Below are 19,519 nucleotides of genomic sequence, written 5' to 3'. Positions count from 1 at the left end.
CTACATCTATTATATTTAATCTATATGCTTTAAGCAAACAAAAGTGAAAATTTTTACTGGCTGTGATTTATTTATCAATTATCAGCAAGAAAAAGACCGCCCTTAAAGACGGCCTCAATCTTTTTTTGATTGTCTAATCCTTAAACAGTTAAGATAGCTGAAATTTTTTGATATTTTTTCTTACCAATTCCTTTAACTTTAGTCAACTCAGATTTCTTTTTAAAATCTCCATTTTCTTCACGGTAGACAACTATTCTTTCCGCATAGGCATTACCAATACCCGGGAGTTCTGCCAGTTCCGAAACTGAAGCCTGATTGATATTAATCTGTTTTTTCTTTTTAGGTCCCGGCTTCTTTTTTGCAGCCTCAGCTTTTTTAGCCTTAGGTCTGGCTGCTTTGCTTTCTTTACTTTCAGGTTGATAAACCTTGATCTCAAACTCTGAGTCTCCAACAGGCTTAGCCTTCTCTTTTCCAGCCCCTGTCAGCTGATTATAAAGTTTTGAATATTTCTTGGCTGAATTATGCCAGCTGTAGTCAAGATCCATCACCCGATTGACCAGCTTATTCCAGACTCCTTTCTGATAATAGAAGGAAACTGCTCTTTCAATTGTGTGCAGCATGTCGTGAGCATTATAATTGTTGAAGCTGAAACCTGTGCCTTCTCCTGTTTCTTCATTATAAGGAATTACAGTATCCTTTAAACCACCGGTTTCCCTAACAACCGGAATTGTACCATAGCGGAAACTAATCAGCTGACTTAAACCACAGGGTTCAAAACGTGAGGGCATTAAGAACATGTCACTACCTGCATAAATCTGATCTGCCAGCTGAGCATCATATTTAATATTTACAGAAAGATTATCCGGATATTCATGCTGTTTGGCTTCAAAAAATTCCTCGTATTCTCTCTGTCCTGTTCCCAGAATCAAAAACTGAGCTCCAGTTGCCATAATCTCATCAAAAACAGCCCTTACCAGGTCCAGTCCCTTCTGTTCAACCATTCTCGAAATAAATCCAATTAGTGGTTTATCACCGTTTACTTCCAGTCCAAGTTTCTGCTGAATATGAACCTTATTGGCCAGTTTTTTGTCAATCTCACCTTTTGAAAAGCGCACTGCCAGGTTCTTATTTGTCTTGGGGTCAAACTTCTCGTAGCTGATACCGTTTAAAATACCGCTTAAATCATCTCCACGCATTCTTAGAGCATAATCCAGACCTTCACCATAATAGGATGTCTGAATCTCATTTGCATAACTTTCACTTACTGTTGTCACATGATCAGCGTACACAATCCCTGTCTTCATATAGTTCAAAAGACCATTGTGTCTGATATTTCCACTTTCCCAGTGGTGTGGGGCCACTCCTAAAACATCTCCGGCTGAATGACCGGCAAACTGTCCCTGATATTTGAGATTATGAATAGTAAAGACCGTTTTAATATCCTGATAATAACTCTGCTGACGATAACGGTCAGCAAAAAGCAGTGGTAGTGGACCTGTCTGCCAGTCATTGGCATGGATAATATCCGGCTTAAAACCAATTACAGGCAGCATATCTAAAACAGCCTGTGAGAAAAATGCAAACTGCTCATGCTTATCTTCATTTTCATAGATTGAATCGCGATCAAAATAATATCTATTATCAATAAAATAAACCGGAACTCCATCTTCTTCCAGTCTGTTAACACCTAAATATGTATCTCTCCAGGCTAACTTTGTTCTAAAATGGCAGACTGATTCCATTCTTTCTTTATATTCTTCCGGGATCTGCCTGTACTGTGGAATAACCAGCCTTACATCATGGCCTTCTTCTCTCAGTGCCTGTGGTAAAGAACCGGCTACATCCGCCAGCCCACCAGTTTTAATAAATGGGTCCGCCTCTGAAGCAACAAATAAAATTTTCTTTTTTTCTTTTTTCATGGAGCCACCTCCTGTGATTATAAAAAATGATTCTAGCTACTATCTGCTTATTTACAAAATCAACTAAATTATATTCTTATCCTTAGTTTAATAAAAGTCAAGAATAATGTCAACTAAATCGTTTTTTCAGAAAATAGTCATAATTTGACAGATATCAGCTGATTAATTAAAGGAAATTTAGAGGAAATAGAGAATAAATACAATACAACAACAGATTTATAAATACTTAAAATAAATTTTTTTAGATTTAAGGAGGGAGTTTAATGCCAAAAAATAATTATCCTGGTGATTATGACAGATATTTGTTTCATCAGGGCAGACACTATGAGAGTTATAATTTTTTAGGCTCACATATTACAGAGGAAAAGGGAAAAAAAGGAGTTCGCTTTACAGTCTGGGCACCAAATGCAGAAGAAATAAGTGTAATTGGTGATTTTAATGACTGGAATAAAAGTGAAAACCCAATGCAAAAAATTGAAGACTCCGGGATCTGGACTACATTTATTGAAGGTGCAGAGAACAAAATGCACTATAAATACTGGATTCGGGGCTACAGAGGGGTTGTTAGGGTTAAAACAGATCCCTATGCAAAAAGACAGGAAACACCTCCCAAGACAGCTTCTCAAATCTATGAGCCTGATACATACAGCTGGAGTGATCAAAAATGGCTTAAAAAAAGAAAAAATTCCAATCACCTCAAGGAGCCTCTGAGCATCTATGAAATGCATCTTGGTTCCTGGAAGCAGGATGATGGAGAATTGATGAATTACAGAGATATTGCCGATGAACTGGTTCCCTATATTAATGAAATGGGCTTTACCCATGTCGAGCTGATGCCTTTAACTGAATATCCATTTCCCGGCTCCTGGGGATATCAGACCACAGGCTATTTTGCTCTCACTTCTCGTTATGGAACTCTCGAAGACTTTATGTATTTTGTTGACCAGCTGCACCAAAATGATATCGGCGTAATTATGGACTGGGTACCCAGTCACTTCTGTAAAGATGATCACGGCCTGCGTTTATTTGACGGCTCTCATCTTTTCGAAAGCTCTGATCCCAGAAGAGCAGAAAATATTCAGTGGGATACTTTAAATTTTGATTTTGCTCAAAATGAAATCTGGAGCTTTTTGATTTCCAGTGCCAATTACTGGATCGATAAATTCCATATAGATGGTTTAAGGGTTGATGCAGTCAGTAACATGCTCTATTTAAATTATGAAAAAGAGGACGGCCAGTGGGCTGCCAATGAGTATGGGGGCTTTGAAAATCTGGAAGCAATCGAATTCATTAAAGAATTGAACAGTGAAATGTTTGAACGCTACCCCGGCATCTTAATGATTGCCGAAGAATCAAGTGCCTGGCCGCTGGTTACAGCTCCTGTCCATGATGGCGGTCTCGGCTTTAATTTCAAATGGAATATGGGCTGGATGAATGATACTTTAGATTATATGGAAAATGATCCGGTTTATAGAAAATGGGAACATAACAAGCTAACCTTCTCCAGTATGTACAGTCAGAGTGAAAATTATGTGCTGCCAATGTCACACGATGAAGTTGTCCATGGTAAAAAATCACTGCTTGATAAAATGCCTGGAGATTACTGGCAGAAGTTTGCCAATTTACGACTTCTATTTACCTACATGTACGCCCATCCTGGCAAAAAACTTCTCTTTATGGGCGGGGAATTTGGTCAATTTATTGAATGGAATTATAAACAGGATTTGGACTGGCTTTTACTTGACTACGAAAAACATCAGTTAACCCAGGATTTTATGCAGGAATTAAATCAGGTTTATCGTAAAGAAAAAGCTCTCTGGGAACTTGATCATGAACATGCAGGTTTCCGTTGGATAGAAGCAGATGACTATGAACAGAGCGTAATCAGTTTTATCAGGAATTCTGAAAACGAAGCCCAGCAGCTGGTAATTATTTTAAACTTTACTCCAGTTCCCAGAGATAAATACCGCATTGGAGTACCTGGACCGGGAGAATATGAGCTGCTCTTAAACAGTGATCAAAAAGTTTTTGGTGGTTCAGATTATGAAACTGCTGCCAGAGTTAAAACTGAAGAAATTCCTTATCACGGTTTTGATCATTCTATCAGCATCAATCTACCACCCCTGGCTGGAATCTACTTAAAGTATAAGCAGCAAACTAAAAAGAACGAAAAAACTAAGAAGCTCAAAAAATCAACCCAGGAAAAGAAAGTATCCGAAACTAAAAATTCTAGAAAGAAGTAGTTTAGCTTCAATTTTCAAAGGAGGTAATAAATATGCCAAAAGAAGAAATGGTGGCCATGCTGCTTGCCGGCGGTAAAGGTACACGGCTGGGGGTTTTAACAAAAAACATTGCCAAACCTGCAGTCCCCTTTGGTGCCGAATACAGGCTAATTGACTTTCCCTTAAGTAACTGTACAAATTCTGGAATCACAACTGTTGGTGTATTAACTCAGTATAAACCACTGGTTTTAAACAGCTATATAGGCAGCGGCAGCTCCTGGGACCTCGACCGCCACAATGGTGGAGTCACAGTCCTTCCTCCTTATGTTAAAGAAGGTGGAGGCTCCTGGTATAAAGGAACTGCAGATGCAATTTATCAAAATATAGAATTTATCGACATCCATGACCCAGAATATGTACTGGTGCTTTCTGGAGACCACATTTATAAAATGGACTATGCAGAGATGTTAAATTACCACAAGGCTAAAAATGCTGATATCTCTATTGGAGTTCTCGAAGTCCCCTGGGAAGAAACCCACCGCTTTGGGATAATGAACACCAATGAAGATCAAAAAATCATTGAATTCCAGGAAAAACCAGAAAATGCTAAAAACAATCTGGCCTCAATGGGAATTTATATTTTCAACTGGGAATATTTGCGTAAATATCTGATTGAGGAAGCCGAAGAAAATGATGATTCAGCCGGTGATTTTGGCCACAATATTATTCCCAAAATGATGGCTGATAATCTCAACTTCTATGCCTATACGTTTAGAGATTACTGGAAGGATGTAGGAACCATAGAAAGTTACTGGCATGCTCATATGGATCTCTTAGGCGAAAAACCTGAGCTTGATCTGCAGGATCGAAATTGGGTTATCTATAGTGTTAATCCCAACCGTCCTCCCCAGTATCTCTCGGAGGATGCGGTGGTAGATAATTCAATGATCAATAAAGGAACTCAAATAATGGGAACAGTTAAAAACTCTGTTCTCTTCTATGGAGTTAAGGTAGCCCAGGATGCAGTTGTTGAAGATTCTGTCATCCTGCCCAACACCAGAATCAGCAGTGGAGCTCAGATTAAGAACTCTATTGTTGGCAGAAATGTAATAGTCGAAAAAGATTCGAAAATAGGAATCGAAGCAGCTGAGGAAAATACTGAGGATGAATTAAAGATCACTGTAATCGGTGATGATGAGGTCATTCCAGAAGCCTCAAATATTAAAGCAGGAATGGTGGTGGGATAAATGATGATGACACCGATCTATAAAAAAGGCGGAGCAAATATGAATAATGTAATGGCTATTATCAACAATGCCCTCGATGAGTCATTTTTGGATAAACTAACCGGTCACCGTTCTTTAGCATCTGTTCCTTTTGGAGCACGCTACCGGCTGATTGACTTTCCTTTATCCAATCTTGTTAACTCAGGGGTAACCAATGTTGGTCTGCTGCTCCAGACAAAGTATCGTTCCCTGATGGACCATATTGGTTTTGGTAAAGCCTGGGATTTAGACCGCAAGCGCAACGGGCTCTTCATCCTGCCTCCAGCCCATATTTATCAGGCAAATCGAGCTTATAAGGGAGACCTGCAGAACTTTGCCAGCAATATCGATTATATTAAACGCAGCACCCAGGAATATGTGATCATCGGCAGTCCAAATGTGGTGGCCAATATTGACTACCGGGATGCCTTTAAGTACCATGTGGAAAATGATAATGATATTACAATAATTTACCGTGAACTTGACGTTTTCCGCCGTGATACAACCTATACTGTGATTAATACTGATGATAATGACCGAATTATCGATATGAAGGTTGATCCCAAGAAGAATTTTTACAAAAAAATATCAATGCAGAAATATATTATGAAAAAGGAACTGCTGCTTGATATTATTGATGATTGCATTTCCAAAGGAGAATGGGATTTTGTCAAAAATGCTATTATTGGAAACCTGGATAATTTAAAAGTTTACGGCTACCCCTTCCGTTCCTACGCAGCTGTCATCAATTCAATTAATGGCTACTATAAAAGCAATCTTGAACTATTAAAGCCAAATGTCTGGCAGGATCTTTTTCTTAAAAATGGTCCAATCTATACCAAACCTAAAGATGAGGCACCAACCGCCTATAAAAATGGAGTAAATGCCCGCAACATTCTGGCAGCAAACGGCTGCTCAATTAAAGGTGAGGTAAAAAATAGTATTTTATTTAGAGGTGTTAAAGTTCACCCCGGAGCAGTAATTAAAAACTCAGTTATTATGCAGAAATCAGAAATTGGTGAAAATGCCTATCTGGAAAATGTAATTCTAGATAAGGGTGTGCAGATAACTGCTGATAAATCACTTAAGGGAGACACCAATTTACCAATGATCATTGCTAAAAATACTATCGTTTAATTTAAATTAAAACTAGATAAATTATTTAAAGGCAGGGGAAGCTTCCCCTGCCTTTGCTTTACTTTAATTTTTTTAATTTAATTTTTCTGTTGATCAGGCAGCCTGATCATTTTCTACTTCCAGTAAATAATCATCCTTTTCCCTGACAATTACTCCGGCCAGAACAACCAGAGCAATTAAGTTTGGAGCTGCCATCAGCCCATTTAAAGTATCAGCTAAAAGCCAGATTGGTTCTAAAGCACCAACTGCCCCCACCAAAAGCAGGACTACAAAAACAAAGCGGTATGGTTTTACTATTTTCTTACCGAATAAATACTTCCAGCTTTCTTCTCCATAAAAACTCCAGGTAAGCATTGTAGTATAGGCAAAAATTATGATACTGATATTAATTATATAACCACCTGGACCGGGCAGGCCACGGGTAAATCCTTCTGCTGCCAGAACTGCACCTGTTTCTCCAGTTCCCAGAGCCCCGGTTAATAAAATTACTAAAGCTGTAATTGTACCGACAACAATGGTATCAATAAACACTTCCCAGATACCCCACATTCCCTGACGGGTTGGCTTATTCCGTGCCTGAGCATGGACCATAGAAGCTGCTCCCAGCCCGGCTTCATTAGAAAACACACCGCGGGCGATACCAAAGCGAACTGCCATCCTGACTGAGGCACCTGCAAAACCGCCAAAAGCTGCTGTCGGATTAAAAGCACTACTTACTATCTCGGCCAAAACTGCTGGCACCTGTGTGATATTGGCAAAAATTATAACTGCACCACCGATAAAATAAAAAGCTGCCATTAAAGGAACTAATTTTTCTGCTACCTTTCCAATTCTCTTAATTCCTCCCAGAACAACCAGCCCCACCAAAAACGATACAGCAAGACCTGTAATCCAGCTTGGGACAGCAAAACCATCTTCAGCTGCATGAGCCAGAGTATTCGACTGCACCATGTTTCCAATTCCAAAAGCTGCCATTCCTGCAAAAAATGCATATAAGGAAGCCAGCCATTTCCAGCGGCCGCCCATTCCCTTTTCTATATAATACATAACTCCACCACTGTACTCATCTTCACCGGTCTTTTCTCTAAATTTAACTCCCAGCTGAGCTTCAGCAAATTTGGTTGCCATTCCTACCAGCGCAGAAATCCACATCCAGAAAACTGCTCCCGGGCCACCTAGTGATAGAGCTGTAGATACACCGGCAATATTTCCAACTCCCAGTGTTGCCGCCATCGCTGAACTAATAGCCTGAAAAGATGATAAAACACCTTCTTCATTCTCAACATCTCTCCGAAAATAGCGGCCAAAACTTTTGTCCCAGGACAGTTTAAAATGCTTAAACTGTAAAAAATTAAGCCTAATTGTTAAATAAAGACCTGTTCCCACCAGCAGAAATAAAAAAGGTGGTCCCCAGACAATCGAATTAACTGTACTATTAATTGATAAAAACCATTCTAACATAAATTTCCTCCTTGTCTTCTCTAATTATAAATTTATGATGATAAAAAAATTATATCATAAATCTAAAATATTAAAATGATTATCCATGTATACATTGACTTTCTGGGTGATTTACGCTGATTCTCTTACAACTAATTCCACATCGAGAATATTTTTCTGTTCAATTTCTTCTCCTGCTATTTCTTTAAGCAGAAGCTCTACTGATTTTCTGGCGATCTCTGCTGCCGGCTGCCTGATTGTAGTTATTTCGGGACTGTAGAGGCTGGCCAGCTCCAGATCATCATAACCGATAACTTTTAAATCCTGAGGCACCCTGATTCCATTTGCCTTCGCTTCTTTAATTACAGCTGCAGCAATCAAATCACTGCTGGCAAAAATACCGTCAACAACTCGATCTGAGTCAAAAATTTCTCGGGCCAGTTTTCTGTACTCCTGGCGGTCAAAACTATTTAACTGACACTGATAATCATCAACCTTAAAGCCGGCGTCATTTATCGTCTGTTTAAAAGCCTGGTAGCGCTGATTGGAAAGCAAATCAAGCTCCAGACTGCCGCCAATATACGCAACTTTCTCTGCCCCTGCTGCCAGTAAGTGCTCAGCTGCCAGTTTTCCACCCTTAAGATTATCAGAGCAAATATAGGGAATGCCTTCAAACTGGCGGTCAAAAGTCAGCACCGGCAGGTCAACCTTCATTTCAGCAGCAATATCTAAAGTATGGCTGGCCAGGAAAATTCCATCTACCTGCTGAGCTCTGAGCATATTGATATAATCTTTTTCCTTAGCTGCCTCCATCTGCGAATTACAGAGCATAATCTTATAGTCATTCTGATAGGCAAACTCTTCAAAATAAGACAATAGACTGCTGAAAAAGGGATGCTTAACCGCCGGCAGAATTACTCCCAAAATATTTGATTTCTTTTTGGAAAGTGACCTGGCAACAGCATTCGGTCTGTAATTTAACTGATCCATCACCTGATAGACCTTTTCCCGGGTCTCTTCTGCTATGTAGCCGCGATTGTTGATCACTCTTGAAACTGTAGTAACTGTTACCCCTGCTTTTTCGGCCACATCCTTCTGAGTGGTCATCTTTAATCAACCTCCTTAGTTAAAAACCCCTTAAATTAATAGCTTTAAACTATTTCAACTTAAGGGGCTCATTGTTAACTTTTTCTATTAAAATTTTTCGATTTTAAATCAACTGAGACAGCTTTTTAGAGTTCTAAAGTCTCCATTACTCCTTTTTGCTGATCATAATATTCAATCTCAAAACTATCCTGACTGAAATCTGCCTCTAAAACTGCTCTGGACTCACCATTCTGCCAGCTGATCTTAAGTTCTTCTTCCCGCTCAGAATCATGGATAGTATAGTCGCCGGCAAAAGCAGGATAGGAATTGCGGAATTCCATCAATTTGATCAATTTCTGAACTACCGGTCTTTGAACCTCAGACTCAATTTCTGCCTTAGAATAATAGTGGCGGTTAATATTGCGCCCCACCTTTGTCTCTTCCAGTAATTCAATATCATTTTCCCCAGCCAGCATCCCTACATAGTAAACCTGGGGAATTCCGGGGGCAAAAAACTGAACTGCCCTTGCTAAAAGGTAAGAATCATCATTATTTCCCAAAGCAGAATAATAACTGCAGTTAATCTGGTAAATATCTAAGTTGTCATAGGCCTCACTGCTGTAAACTTTTTTAACATTGGAGCCGCGCTGGTAGAGCATTTCTCTGGTTTCTTCTATCTCCTGATCGGTCATTAGGTCTTTAACATCAACTACCCCAATCCCATCATGAGTATCTAAGGTTGTGTACTGATTGGCAGGTGCTTTTTTAAGCCAGTCTCTTAAGCGTTTGGATGTAGAGCTGTAAATTGAGTGCAGTAAGAGCATCGGCAGAGAAAAATCATAAACTGGGTGTCCTTTCTCAGCAATTTTAAGCTGAATTGAATGGTGCTCGTGGATTTCCGGTAAAATTTCCACATCTTTTTCAGCCAGAATATCCTTACAGTAATCTAAAAGTTCCCAGATATCAGGCTCGATAAAAAAGCAGCTTGTTCCCGCCTTTTTAATTGCATAAGCAAAGGCATCAAGTCTGATAATTGAAGCTCCCTGCTCAGCTAAAAATTCGAGACTTTCTCTAATAAAATTCTTAACTACCTCAGATTCCATATTTAAATCCAGCTGTTCTTCGGCAAAGGTGCACCAGATCTTCTCTGTTGTCCCATCAGCAAAATCAACATCAATATAGGGAGCCCGCGGTTTACGCTTATAAATTAAATCGACTTCCTCTTCTGTTGGCTCACCGTTTTCCCAGAAGTCCTTGTAGCGGATAAAAAAATCAGAGTACTTTGAATCATCTTTATGCTGCTTAAAATCTTTAAAATACTCAGACTGCTTTGAAATGTGATTGACCATAAAATCAAACATCAGGTAATAATTATCTGCCAGAGCCTGTATATCATCCCAGTCCCCAAATTTTGGATCAACTTCTCTGTAGGTTAAAGGTGCAAAACCTCTATCTGCAGAAGAAGGAAAAAATGGGAGAATATGAACTCCTCCCACCGCATCCTTAAAATGTTTATCCAGCACTTCTTTTAGATCCTCTAAATTCTGACCCATACTATCGGCATATGTAATTAACATCACTTTATTCTCTGCTGACAACTTAATCCCTCCAGAAATTTTATTTTAAATTTTAAATTATATCTATATTTTATTATCTCGAATTTTATATGTCAAGCGCTTAACATATTTTCTAAAAAAAGAAGGGCCTCAGCCCTCCTTTTTCCTAATTATAATTTTAAATCTGTCTGATTATCGGATCCCCCTCAATTAAATCACAGTAGTCATCTACTCCACCATCATTGAGAGCCGTCTCAATAATTTTTCTTCCCAGTGGGTCAAGACCGGGTTCTAGATATTCTTTGATACATTTTTTGAAGAAATCCGAAAGTATCTTACCACCAATATCATAGGCTTTTTCGCCAACTTCTGGCTGGCGGTGAACCTGTAAGAATTCTTTTTCTATATGCTGACCCTCTACCAGCAGCTCCTGCAGTGAATAACCTAAAAGCGGCATCCGGGCAGGTCGCAGCTGTTCTTCAGTAAACCAGGCACCTCCACGGCGGGCCAGGTATTCTCTGGTAATCCATTCCGGCATAAAACCAACCTTCCAGGCCCCAATATGCTGGTTGGGGATCAAAATATACTTAACTTTAGGAGTCTCCAGTATCTGATCCAGGAGCAGATTGGCCTGATCAACCTTTTTACCGGTTGCAAAGGGCCAGTAAGAACCGACTCCTTCAGAACTCATCCCCTCGCCAGTGATAATACTTGGATTTCCGTGTCCCCGGGGAGCAACCAGCCGCCAGAGCCAGGCTAAGGCAGGAGGCAGCACATGGAAAAGTCCCATGATGCCATAAGTAGGATTTTCCTTTGTACAGGGTGGTACCCGCACCCCAAAACTGCGGACATCTATAGAAAGCGGTTCTTTTAAAACATCAGGAATAATATCTCTGGGAATTGTCACCCGCGGATTGGGGCAGGGCTGACCCGGCTCATCCTCAATATGCTCCCAGATTAAAGCTGTACTGTTTGGAGCTGCATCAATATTTAAAAATAGTAATGGTTTATCAGGATTGGCTGTAATGGCCTCCAGATTGGGTTCAGTACCATACCTATCGATGTGATCAACCCGTACAAACCAGGAATTTTCAGCATCCATTAAAGTCAGTTTACCATTATCTTTCTGCAGTGAATTATGACAGATTGCCATGTCATCAGTCATCGGCCGCAGTCCACAGCCCTGAGGCAGGGTAATGTGGAACTTCTCATCTGTCATTAAATTCTTACCAAATAGGAGGCGCCCACTTCTTTCGCGGTGCATATCCTCCAGCATTTCACTTTTTCCACCACCACTGGCGCCCTCGTGAGAAATATTTACTGTATTGCCATAAGGGGTTACTACCTGGACAGCCGAGCAGTGCAGGGTTACCCATTCTTCTTTTTCCCCCTGATTGATCAGCATTCCATAAACTCCCTTTTTAGCACTCGGTCCTGGATAAAGATTATAGGCAAACATTTCATATTTACTATCCAGTCGGCGGTGAACTACCACCTGTTTACCGTCAAAATGAGTGTGGCGAAATGGTGGTGCTACATATATGTGGGAGGTGGGCTTAAATAGCTCTTCTCGCTTTCGGGTATCAACTATCCCCTGCAGCAGGGAAAGTCCAAAAGCAAAAAAGGCAGCATTAGCCGGCACCAGGGCCATTGCCTTCACTCCCAAACCATTAGGCCCAGTCTCAAAGAAAAAGAGGGCCAGTTCCTGGGTCTTCAACCACTCAAAAGTTTCACCCCTCATTTTTTCTGTAAAATCTTCTCCAAAACGCTCCTCATATCTTTCCTTATCAGTCGGCTTCTCGTCAGCAATCAGCATACAATTTGGATCACGGCGGCGCATATAGGATTCAGGATAATTAGCTGAAATCCCATTTCTAACCTTACAGACAACAGCTTCTACAACCTGACCCCGCTCAGGAATATCATATTTCACTTCCTGACAGCCATTTTTAGCATCTCTAACAGACAGCTCAACCAGCTGCTGCTCACTATGAGCAACTGTGTATTTAGGACAGGCCTCAAGCAGCTCCTCAACCTCTTCCGGCAGCTCAACATTCTTTAAATTCTCATCTTTAATCATACTATACTCTACTACTCCCTTCTTTATGCTAAATTTTGTAAAATAAGTGAAGATTGCCACAATTTAGGACAAAATCTTGCTCGACTAATAAAATACTTAATATTAATTTTATCATAAGAGCAGAAAAGCTACAAGCATTTAATAGCCTGTAACTAAATCTGCTGCATAAATTACCATACCTGTAATTGGAGGCACCATTACTTCGTGGGAATGGAAAAATCTAATTGGTTCGGTTCCTGCCTCCTTATCATCAACTACAATTGCCCAGGTCCTGTTTTCAGGCAGATAGAACTGTTTCCATTCATGAGAGGGGTTTAATAAAACTAAAATTGTACCCCAGGCATCTTCATTGGCATTATTAAAAATCCCATAACCTACTGTTGCAAAAGGAGAATCAATAAAGTGAAGCTTTTCCTTGATTTCTGTTCGGCTGCGCATTCTGAAAGCAGGGTGGTGGCTGCGCAGGTTGATCAGCCCCTTTACATAATTAAAATGTTCCCGGTAGGTTGTTTTTCTCTCCCATTTTAATTCATTAACATCTATTCCTGAATTAAAACTATTTTTATCACCAAACTTAGTCCGCAAAAATTCAGTTCCGGCTGAAACAAAGGGTACTCCCTGTGAGGTAAATAATATTACCTGCCCCAGTTTATGCATTTTTTTGCGCTGCTCCTCATTGGCTCCCGGGCAGGAGCGGGCAAGTTTATCCCAGAGGGTTAAATTATCATGTGAATCCAGATAATTAATGCTTTCTCCGGGCTGCAGGGTAAAACCGTATAAGCGTCTTTCTTCCAGTCCAATTGCTCCAATAACACCCTCATCAATTTCTCTCTCCAGACCAATCTCGCCCTGGATAAAGCCCCTGCCTATCCCATCACTGTCACCTTTTAGTGCATTGCGGAAATTGTCATTAAAGACTGAAATTCCTGTTCCCCGCTGATCACCTTTGCGAATCTGCTGGTAGCGCTGCAGCTGCGGCTCCAGAGCTGTCCAGGGCTCACCATAAATTAAAAGTGATGAGTTTTCTTTGCGCAGCTTGTGTTCGGCTAAAAGCATAGTCTCCCGATCAATAGAAGACATCAGATCAAAACGAAAACCATCAATATGGTATTCCTGGCTCCAGTATAATAAAGAATCAACAATATATTTGCGCATCATTTCTCGCTCGCTCGCAATTTCATTTCCACAGCCAGAAGCATTGGCAAATTTGCCGTCCTCTGTAAATCTATAAAAATAGTTGGGAAAAATTTTCTGAAAAGGTGAGTTCTGAGTATGATAGGTGTGGTTATATACTACATCCATTATTACTCCAATTCCATATGAATGCAGGGTCTTCACCATTTTTTTGAATTCATAAATTCTGCTTTCATTGCTGGGATCAGAGGCATATGAACCCTCCGGCACCATATAGTATAGAGGATCATAACCCCAGTTGTAATCATCAGGATCTCTATCATCTACAGAGGCAAAATCATATACCGGCAGCAGATGGACATGGGTAACTCCCAATTCTTTAAGGTGGGCAATTCCAGTCAGCATTCCTTCCCGATTAACACTGTGCCTTTCAGTAAAAGCTGTATATTTCCCCTGGTGCCTGATACCGCTTTCAGGAGAAGCTGAAAAGTCTTTAACATGCAGTTCATAGATCACAGCATCAACCGGATCCTCCAGCTCAACTTTTTGATCATGGGTCCAGGTAGGTGGATAAATTCGGGCCGGATCAACTATCAGGCCGTATTCACTGTTTGTCCCCACTGCCTTAGCCCAGGGATCCACAAAATTATATTCCCGGCGATGCACCTTCAGGCGCAGCCGATAATATTTACCGTATAATCTCTGCGGAAGCTCAACTTCCCAGGTATCGCTTAAACCCGGCTGCAGCTCATATTCTGTAAGTTTTTTTGCTCCCCGGTCATCAGCATAAATCTCGATTACAGCTGACTGAGCAGGGGGAGACCAAATTTTATAATTTATGCTGTCTTCAGAAAACGTTAAACCCAAATCATCCCCCGCATAATATAATTTGGCTGGCTTAATATTTAGATTTTGAGTAAACATAAAAATCATCTCCACTGTTAATGCAATTTTTCTCAGGCAGCATCAAATTTAATTACTAATTACTATTATCCTCTTAATGTCATTTCAATAAATTTATTGTCTGTATTATTTATTATTCTTTGTTTTGATTACTATTCCTGCCCTAAGTTGAGATTAATTATTTTAAAAAACAGGTTATTTAAAATTTATGTAGAAATAATATTTAAGAGCAGCTTTAAAATTAAAAATGTGAGGTGAGGCGATTGTTAACAGTTCATGACAGTGTGAATTTCGAAGCCAATGACTTTGATATAACTGCTTATGGAGAGGTTTTGCTGGATATGATATCCAGGGAGGAAGCGCCCCTTAAAGAATGTGCTAATTTTACCCGTTATTTTGGTGGTTCTCCTGCCAATGTTTTAGTAAATATGCAGCGCCTCGAAAATAAAACAGCTTTTATCAGTCGAGTTGGTGATGATGAGTTTGGAGAATATTTGACAGAAATTTTAGAAAATGAAGGTGTCAATCTGGACTGCATGCAGTATGATGCTGAAGAAGGAACTCCAATCATCTTTGTTAATAAGAGTAAGGAAACACCTTCCTGGCTTGCTTATCGGGGAGCAGATATTAATCTGCAGATCAGTGAGCAGATATATGATAAGGTAGAGAATTCTTCAATTTTCTTTACCGGCAGTTTTATTCTCTCAAAAAATCCTGCTCGTTCAACTGCAATTAAAATTATTGAATATGCAGTTAAAAAAAATAAATTTTTTGCCTTTGATCCAAGTTTTAGAGCCAGCCTCTGGCCTGAAGGCAACAAAGGCAGTGAAATTATTAGAGAATTAATTTCGCAGGCAGATGTAATCAAACCATCTTTAGATGATGCCTATCACCTCTACGGCCAGGACCATCCTGAAAATTATCTAAAAAAATACCACAGTGATGGAGCAAAAATTGTTGTTTTAAGTCTGGGTAAAGATGGTGTTCTGGTTTCTGACAGCAGCAGTGAACCACTGCACATCCCTGTTTTTTCTGAGAAGGTAGTAGATGTTACAGGGGCTGGAGATTCTTTCTGGTCAGGTTTTTTAACTGGTATTCTTAAAGGCCTGCCGATCAAAGAAGCTGCCAGACTTGGTAATGCAGTGGCAGCATTTAAAATTCAGGGAGTAGGTGCCCTTTCTTCTGTACCACCATTAATGGAAATAATGTCTTATTACGATATTCAGCCAATTGAAGGAGGTAAATTAAATGAGCGAAATTAAACATGTAGCATTTTTAAACCCCCAGGGTAATTTTGATCAAAATGACAGCTACTGGACAGAACATCCTGATTTTGGGGGACAGCTTGTTTATGTTAAAGAAGTCAGCATGGCCCTTGCCAAAATGGGAATTAAAGTAGATATAATAACCAGGCAGATTAATGATCCCGAGTGGCCTGAGTTCAGTGAACTTTATGACAGCTACCCGGGCTGTGAAAATTTAAGAATAATCCGCCTGCCGTTTGGGGGAGATAAATTTTTGGCCAAAGAAAAGCTCTGGCCGCATTTAAAAAAATATGTAGATGCAATCGCCGAATTTTATGATGAAGAAGGTGCTTTTCCTGATTTCTTTACCACCCACTATGGAGATGGTGGTCTGGCAGGAGTGCTGCTCAAAGAAAAAATGGAATGCCCATTTTCCTTCACCGGACATTCACTTGGGGCCCAAAAGATGGATAAGCTCAACTTTTCTAAAGAAAATTTTGATCAATTAATTGACCGTTTTAAATTCCACAGCCGCATAATTGCCGAAAGACTGACCATGGAATTTGCCAACCAGATCATTGTCAGCACCTCTCAGGAGAGGATGGAGCAGTATTCTCATCCCTACTATCAAGGGGCTGTAGACGTAAAAAATGATAATAAGTTTTCTGTTATCCCTCCTGGAGTAAATACAGATGTCTTTGACGGCAGCTATTCTCAAGCGACTGCGAAAATGATAGATCAGTACTTAGAGCGAGATTTAGAAGCTGAGCGATTGGATAAACCAGCTATTATCTGTGCCAGTCGACTTGATCAGAAGAAAAATCATCTTGCTTTAGTTAAAGCCTATGCTGGCGATCAAAAATTGCAGGAAAAATCAAACCTGGTTATCACCTTACGGGGAATAGAAAATCCTTTTGAAGATTACAGTTCAGCTGCTGGAGAAGAAAAAGAAATTTTAGATCAAATTATGGAAGTAATCGATGAAAATGAACTGCAGGGTAAGGTATCAATGTTCCCCTTAGGCAGCCAAAAAGAACTGGCAGAATGTTATGGTTATCTGGCTGAAAAAGAATCCGTCTTTTCTCTAACTTCATTTTATGAACCCTTTGGTCTGGCTCCAGTCGAAGCAATGGCGGCAGGACTACCTGCTGTAGTAACTAAAAATGGCGGGCAGAGCGAAATTATGGCAGATGATGAATATGGAATTTTAATCGATCCGGAAGATCCTAAAGATATAGCCAGAGGACTCAATAAAATAGTTGGTAAAAGTGGAGTCTGGAAGGATTATCAGCTCAAAGCACGAGAAAGAGTAGAAACTACTTATACCTGGGAACAGACAGCAAAACGATATCTCAAGGCGATGGAAAAAGGCTTAAGCTTTGATATACCGGTAATCCACAGTGAAATTCCCGCCTACTATTTTCTGCCTGATAGTGACAATGAGCATAAGCTATTAGAAAAGTTTAAAGAAAAAGTTTTTAAAAAATAGACATTTGCTGAGAATTTGATATAATAAACAAACAGGAATAGATATTATTAGAAAATTTATGCAAGCGTTTGAACAATATTAATAGGGAGTGATTTGTTAATGAACAACAATAAGCCGCACACAGCTTATTTCTGTATGGAATATGGTTTAGATGAAAACATGCGGATTTATGCAGGTGGACTTGGAATTTTAGCAGGAGATATTCTTAAAGCAGCAAAAGAATTTTCTTATCCAGTAACAGGAATTGGACTTTTATGGCGCAAAGGTTATTCAAAACAGGTAATCAACAAAGAAGGACGCCCGGAAGACCAGCACCCTGTCAACAAGGAAATTTATGATTATGCTGAAGACACTGGAGAAACTGTAACTGTAACAATTAGAGATCAGGAAGTAACTCTAAAAATCTGGAAACTGGATAGATTTGATAATGCAACTCTGTATCTATTAGATGCAAATCTACCTGAAAACAGAAAATACCAGACAATTACTGACGGTCTTTATGATGGATTTAACGAAAGAAGAATTGCTCAGGAAATCGCACTTGGTATTGGTGGAGTTAAAGCAATCCGCAAACTCGGCCTCAATATCGACATTTATCACTTTAATGAAGGTCATGCAGCCCTAGCAGGAACAGAATTAATCAAAGAAAAAATGGAAGCAGGTATGGACTTTCATACAGCCTGGGATGATGTAAAAGACGATATTGTCTTTACTACTCATACTCCGGTTAAGGAAGGAAATGAATCTCACAGTCTGGACAGCCTCAAGAAGATGAGTGCTTTTAACGGCCTGACCAGAAAACAGATGAAAGAAATTGGTGACAGCCCCTTTAGTATGACAGTTGCCGGCTTACGTCTGGCTAGAATGTCAAATGGTGTTGCCAAACTGCACGGTCAGACTTCTCGTGAAATGTGGAAGGATGTTGCTGGTAAATCTCCAATCATCTCAATCACCAATGGTGTCCACAGAGGTACCTGGGTTGATGACAGAATTATTGAAAGCATGGGTGATCAGGAAGCAATTTACAGTACTCATCAGACAATGAAGCAGGAATTAGTTGACTTTGTTAAAGAAAGAAATGGTGCAGAACTTGATCCTAATAAATTAATCATTGGTTTTGCCCGCAGAGCTACAGCTTATAAGAGACCAAATCTGATTTTCAAAAAACCGGATATTATCGACCCTTATTTAGAATCCGGTGAGATCCAGCTGGTCTTCTCAGGTAAGGCTCACCCAACTGATGATAATGGTAAAGAAATTGTGGCCAATCTGGTTAAAAAGGCAAAAGAATTTCCGAACAGTGTAGTTTTCTTAGAAGATTACAATATGGAAATTGCTCGCTACATGACCCGCGGTGTTGATATCTGGTTAAACAACCCCCGCAAACCACTTGAAGCCAGTGGTACTTCTGGAATGAAAGCTGCTATGAATGGTGGCTTAAACTTAAGTATTCTTGACGGCTGGTGGGTTGAAGGTTGTGAGCACGGAATCAACGGCTGGCAGTTTGGAGACGGCTATGTAGGTGAAGGTCAGGATGAAAGTGATCTTTATGCACTCTACAGAGTTTTATTCAATGATGTTGTGCCTACTTTCTACGGCAACAAAGACCGCTGGAAAGATATGATGATGGAAAGTATTGATACTACCTATGAAAGATTCTCCGCCAAGAAAATGCTGGAGAGATATTATGGGGAAATGTATAATAAGTAAAAACAATAAAGATAATTAGCATAGTCTCCACGACGACTACAGCTAAATAAAATTAAGGCCTGCCCTAACTCGCTTCGCTCACACATGGGGCAGGCTTTTCTTAATTTTATTTGCTTTAAGTCTGTTCCGACTAAATTGCTAATTATCTTTTTGTTTTATTTTGGGCTAGACTGAAATGATAAGCTGCAGTTTCTAACTCCGCTGCTCTGACGACCTCGATGGTCTAATGCTAACTCGACCTTTCGTTATAAAATGAAGAGTTAGTGAAGCATGGGAACTGCGGGCGCTTATTATTTATATTCAAGTCTGTTCCGGTTAAAGTGCCAATTCTTTT

At 39.9% G+C, this 19,519-nt stretch carries 12 protein-coding genes; 6 read left to right on the top strand and 6 right to left on the bottom strand.

Features of this window, described 5'->3' with window-relative positions:
* Nucleotides 1-140: 140 nt before the first annotated feature.
* The gene (glgA, locus tag CI949_RS07425) at nucleotides 141-1,919 is read right to left on the bottom strand and encodes a glycogen synthase GlgA (RefSeq protein ID WP_133529903.1); all 1,779 of its coding nucleotides are present in this window, start codon (nucleotides 1,917-1,919) and stop codon (nucleotides 141-143) included.
* 263 nt (nucleotides 1,920-2,182) lie between these two features.
* Here glgA and glgB point away from each other — a divergent pair, with 263 nt between their 5' ends.
* From glgB to glgD, 3 genes are read left to right on the top strand one after another with little or no spacing between them, the layout of a single operon-like run.
* Nucleotides 2,183-4,162 carry a 1,4-alpha-glucan branching protein GlgB gene (gene glgB / locus CI949_RS07420; RefSeq protein WP_133529902.1) on the top strand — a complete coding sequence of 660 codons (1,980 nt, stop codon included), beginning with the start codon at nucleotides 2,183-2,185 and terminating at the stop codon, nucleotides 4,160-4,162.
* Nucleotides 4,163-4,194: 32 nt separating this feature from the next.
* Complete coding sequence (locus tag CI949_RS07415) at nucleotides 4,195-5,388, top strand: glucose-1-phosphate adenylyltransferase (protein ID WP_133529901.1); 1,194 nt, start codon at nucleotides 4,195-4,197, stop codon at nucleotides 5,386-5,388.
* Between the two features lie 3 nt (nucleotides 5,389-5,391).
* Nucleotides 5,392-6,543, top strand: coding sequence for a glucose-1-phosphate adenylyltransferase subunit GlgD (gene glgD / locus CI949_RS07410; protein WP_108139628.1), 1,152 nt, complete (start codon nucleotides 5,392-5,394; stop codon nucleotides 6,541-6,543).
* Between the two features lie 93 nt (nucleotides 6,544-6,636).
* On the opposite strand, the gene CI949_RS07405 is transcribed toward glgD, so the two are convergent.
* The 5 genes from CI949_RS07405 to pulA all read right to left on the bottom strand — a co-directional run bounded on the left by CI949_RS07405 (nucleotide 6,637) and on the right by pulA (nucleotide 14,763).
* Nucleotides 6,637-8,004, bottom strand: coding sequence for a sodium:alanine symporter family protein (locus tag CI949_RS07405; RefSeq protein WP_133529900.1), 1,368 nt, complete (start codon nucleotides 8,002-8,004; stop codon nucleotides 6,637-6,639).
* Nucleotides 8,005-8,115: 111 nt separating this feature from the next.
* Nucleotides 8,116-9,090 carry a LacI family DNA-binding transcriptional regulator gene (locus tag CI949_RS07400; protein ID WP_133529899.1) on the bottom strand — a complete coding sequence of 325 codons (975 nt, stop codon included), beginning with the start codon at nucleotides 9,088-9,090 and terminating at the stop codon, nucleotides 8,116-8,118.
* 125 nt (nucleotides 9,091-9,215) lie between these two features.
* On the bottom strand, nucleotides 9,216-10,667 hold the full coding sequence (gene gtfA / locus CI949_RS07395) for a sucrose phosphorylase (protein WP_290764707.1): 1,452 nt from the start codon (nucleotides 10,665-10,667) through the stop codon (nucleotides 9,216-9,218).
* A 136-nt stretch (nucleotides 10,668-10,803) separates the two neighbouring features.
* Complete coding sequence (locus CI949_RS07390; RefSeq protein ID WP_108139604.1) at nucleotides 10,804-12,705, bottom strand: DUF4914 family protein; 1,902 nt, start codon at nucleotides 12,703-12,705, stop codon at nucleotides 10,804-10,806.
* Nucleotides 12,706-12,843: 138 nt separating this feature from the next.
* On the bottom strand, nucleotides 12,844-14,763 hold the full coding sequence (gene pulA, locus CI949_RS07385) for a type I pullulanase (RefSeq protein ID WP_290764702.1): 1,920 nt from the start codon (nucleotides 14,761-14,763) through the stop codon (nucleotides 12,844-12,846).
* 242 nt (nucleotides 14,764-15,005) lie between these two features.
* Here pulA and CI949_RS07380 point away from each other — a divergent pair, with 242 nt between their 5' ends.
* From CI949_RS07380 to glgP, 3 genes are all read left to right on the top strand, one after another.
* The gene (locus tag CI949_RS07380) at nucleotides 15,006-16,004 is read left to right on the top strand and encodes a carbohydrate kinase family protein (RefSeq protein ID WP_290764699.1); all 999 of its coding nucleotides are present in this window, start codon (nucleotides 15,006-15,008) and stop codon (nucleotides 16,002-16,004) included.
* Nucleotides 15,991-17,475, top strand: coding sequence for a glycosyltransferase (locus tag CI949_RS07375; protein ID WP_290764696.1), 1,485 nt, complete (start codon nucleotides 15,991-15,993; stop codon nucleotides 17,473-17,475). Before CI949_RS07380 ends, CI949_RS07375 begins: the two co-directional genes overlap by 14 nt.
* Before the next feature lie 99 nt (nucleotides 17,476-17,574).
* On the top strand, nucleotides 17,575-19,185 hold the full coding sequence (gene glgP, locus CI949_RS07370; RefSeq protein ID WP_290764693.1) for an alpha-glucan family phosphorylase: 1,611 nt from the start codon (nucleotides 17,575-17,577) through the stop codon (nucleotides 19,183-19,185).
* The last annotated feature ends 334 nt before the right edge of the window (nucleotides 19,186-19,519 follow it).

Source organism: Halanaerobium sp. (genome assembly GCF_003070835.1).
Note: the sequence above shows the minus strand (reverse complement) of the source record. Positions and strands in the feature narration are given on the sequence as shown.

What these genes read in the sequence shown, in the direction of transcription:
- CI949_RS07375 (WP_290764696.1), top strand. Translation starts at nt 15,991, where the DNA reads ATGAGCGAAATTAAACATGTAGCATTTTTAAACCCCCAGGGTAATTTT.
- CI949_RS07400 (WP_133529899.1), bottom strand. Translation starts at nt 9,090, where the DNA reads ATGACCACTCAGAAGGATGTGGCCGAAAAAGCAGGGGTAACAGTTACT.
- pulA (WP_290764702.1), bottom strand. Translation starts at nt 14,763, where the DNA reads ATGTTTACTCAAAATCTAAATATTAAGCCAGCCAAATTATATTATGCG.
- CI949_RS07405 (WP_133529900.1), bottom strand. Translation starts at nt 8,004, where the DNA reads ATGTTAGAATGGTTTTTATCAATTAATAGTACAGTTAATTCGATTGTC.
- glgB (WP_133529902.1), top strand. Translation starts at nt 2,183, where the DNA reads ATGCCAAAAAATAATTATCCTGGTGATTATGACAGATATTTGTTTCAT.
- glgA (WP_133529903.1), bottom strand. Translation starts at nt 1,919, where the DNA reads ATGAAAAAAGAAAAAAAGAAAATTTTATTTGTTGCTTCAGAGGCGGAC.
- CI949_RS07415 (WP_133529901.1), top strand. Translation starts at nt 4,195, where the DNA reads ATGCCAAAAGAAGAAATGGTGGCCATGCTGCTTGCCGGCGGTAAAGGT.
- glgD (WP_108139628.1), top strand. Translation starts at nt 5,392, where the DNA reads ATGATGACACCGATCTATAAAAAAGGCGGAGCAAATATGAATAATGTA.
- CI949_RS07390 (WP_108139604.1), bottom strand. Translation starts at nt 12,705, where the DNA reads ATGATTAAAGATGAGAATTTAAAGAATGTTGAGCTGCCGGAAGAGGTT.
- glgP (WP_290764693.1), top strand. Translation starts at nt 17,575, where the DNA reads ATGAACAACAATAAGCCGCACACAGCTTATTTCTGTATGGAATATGGT.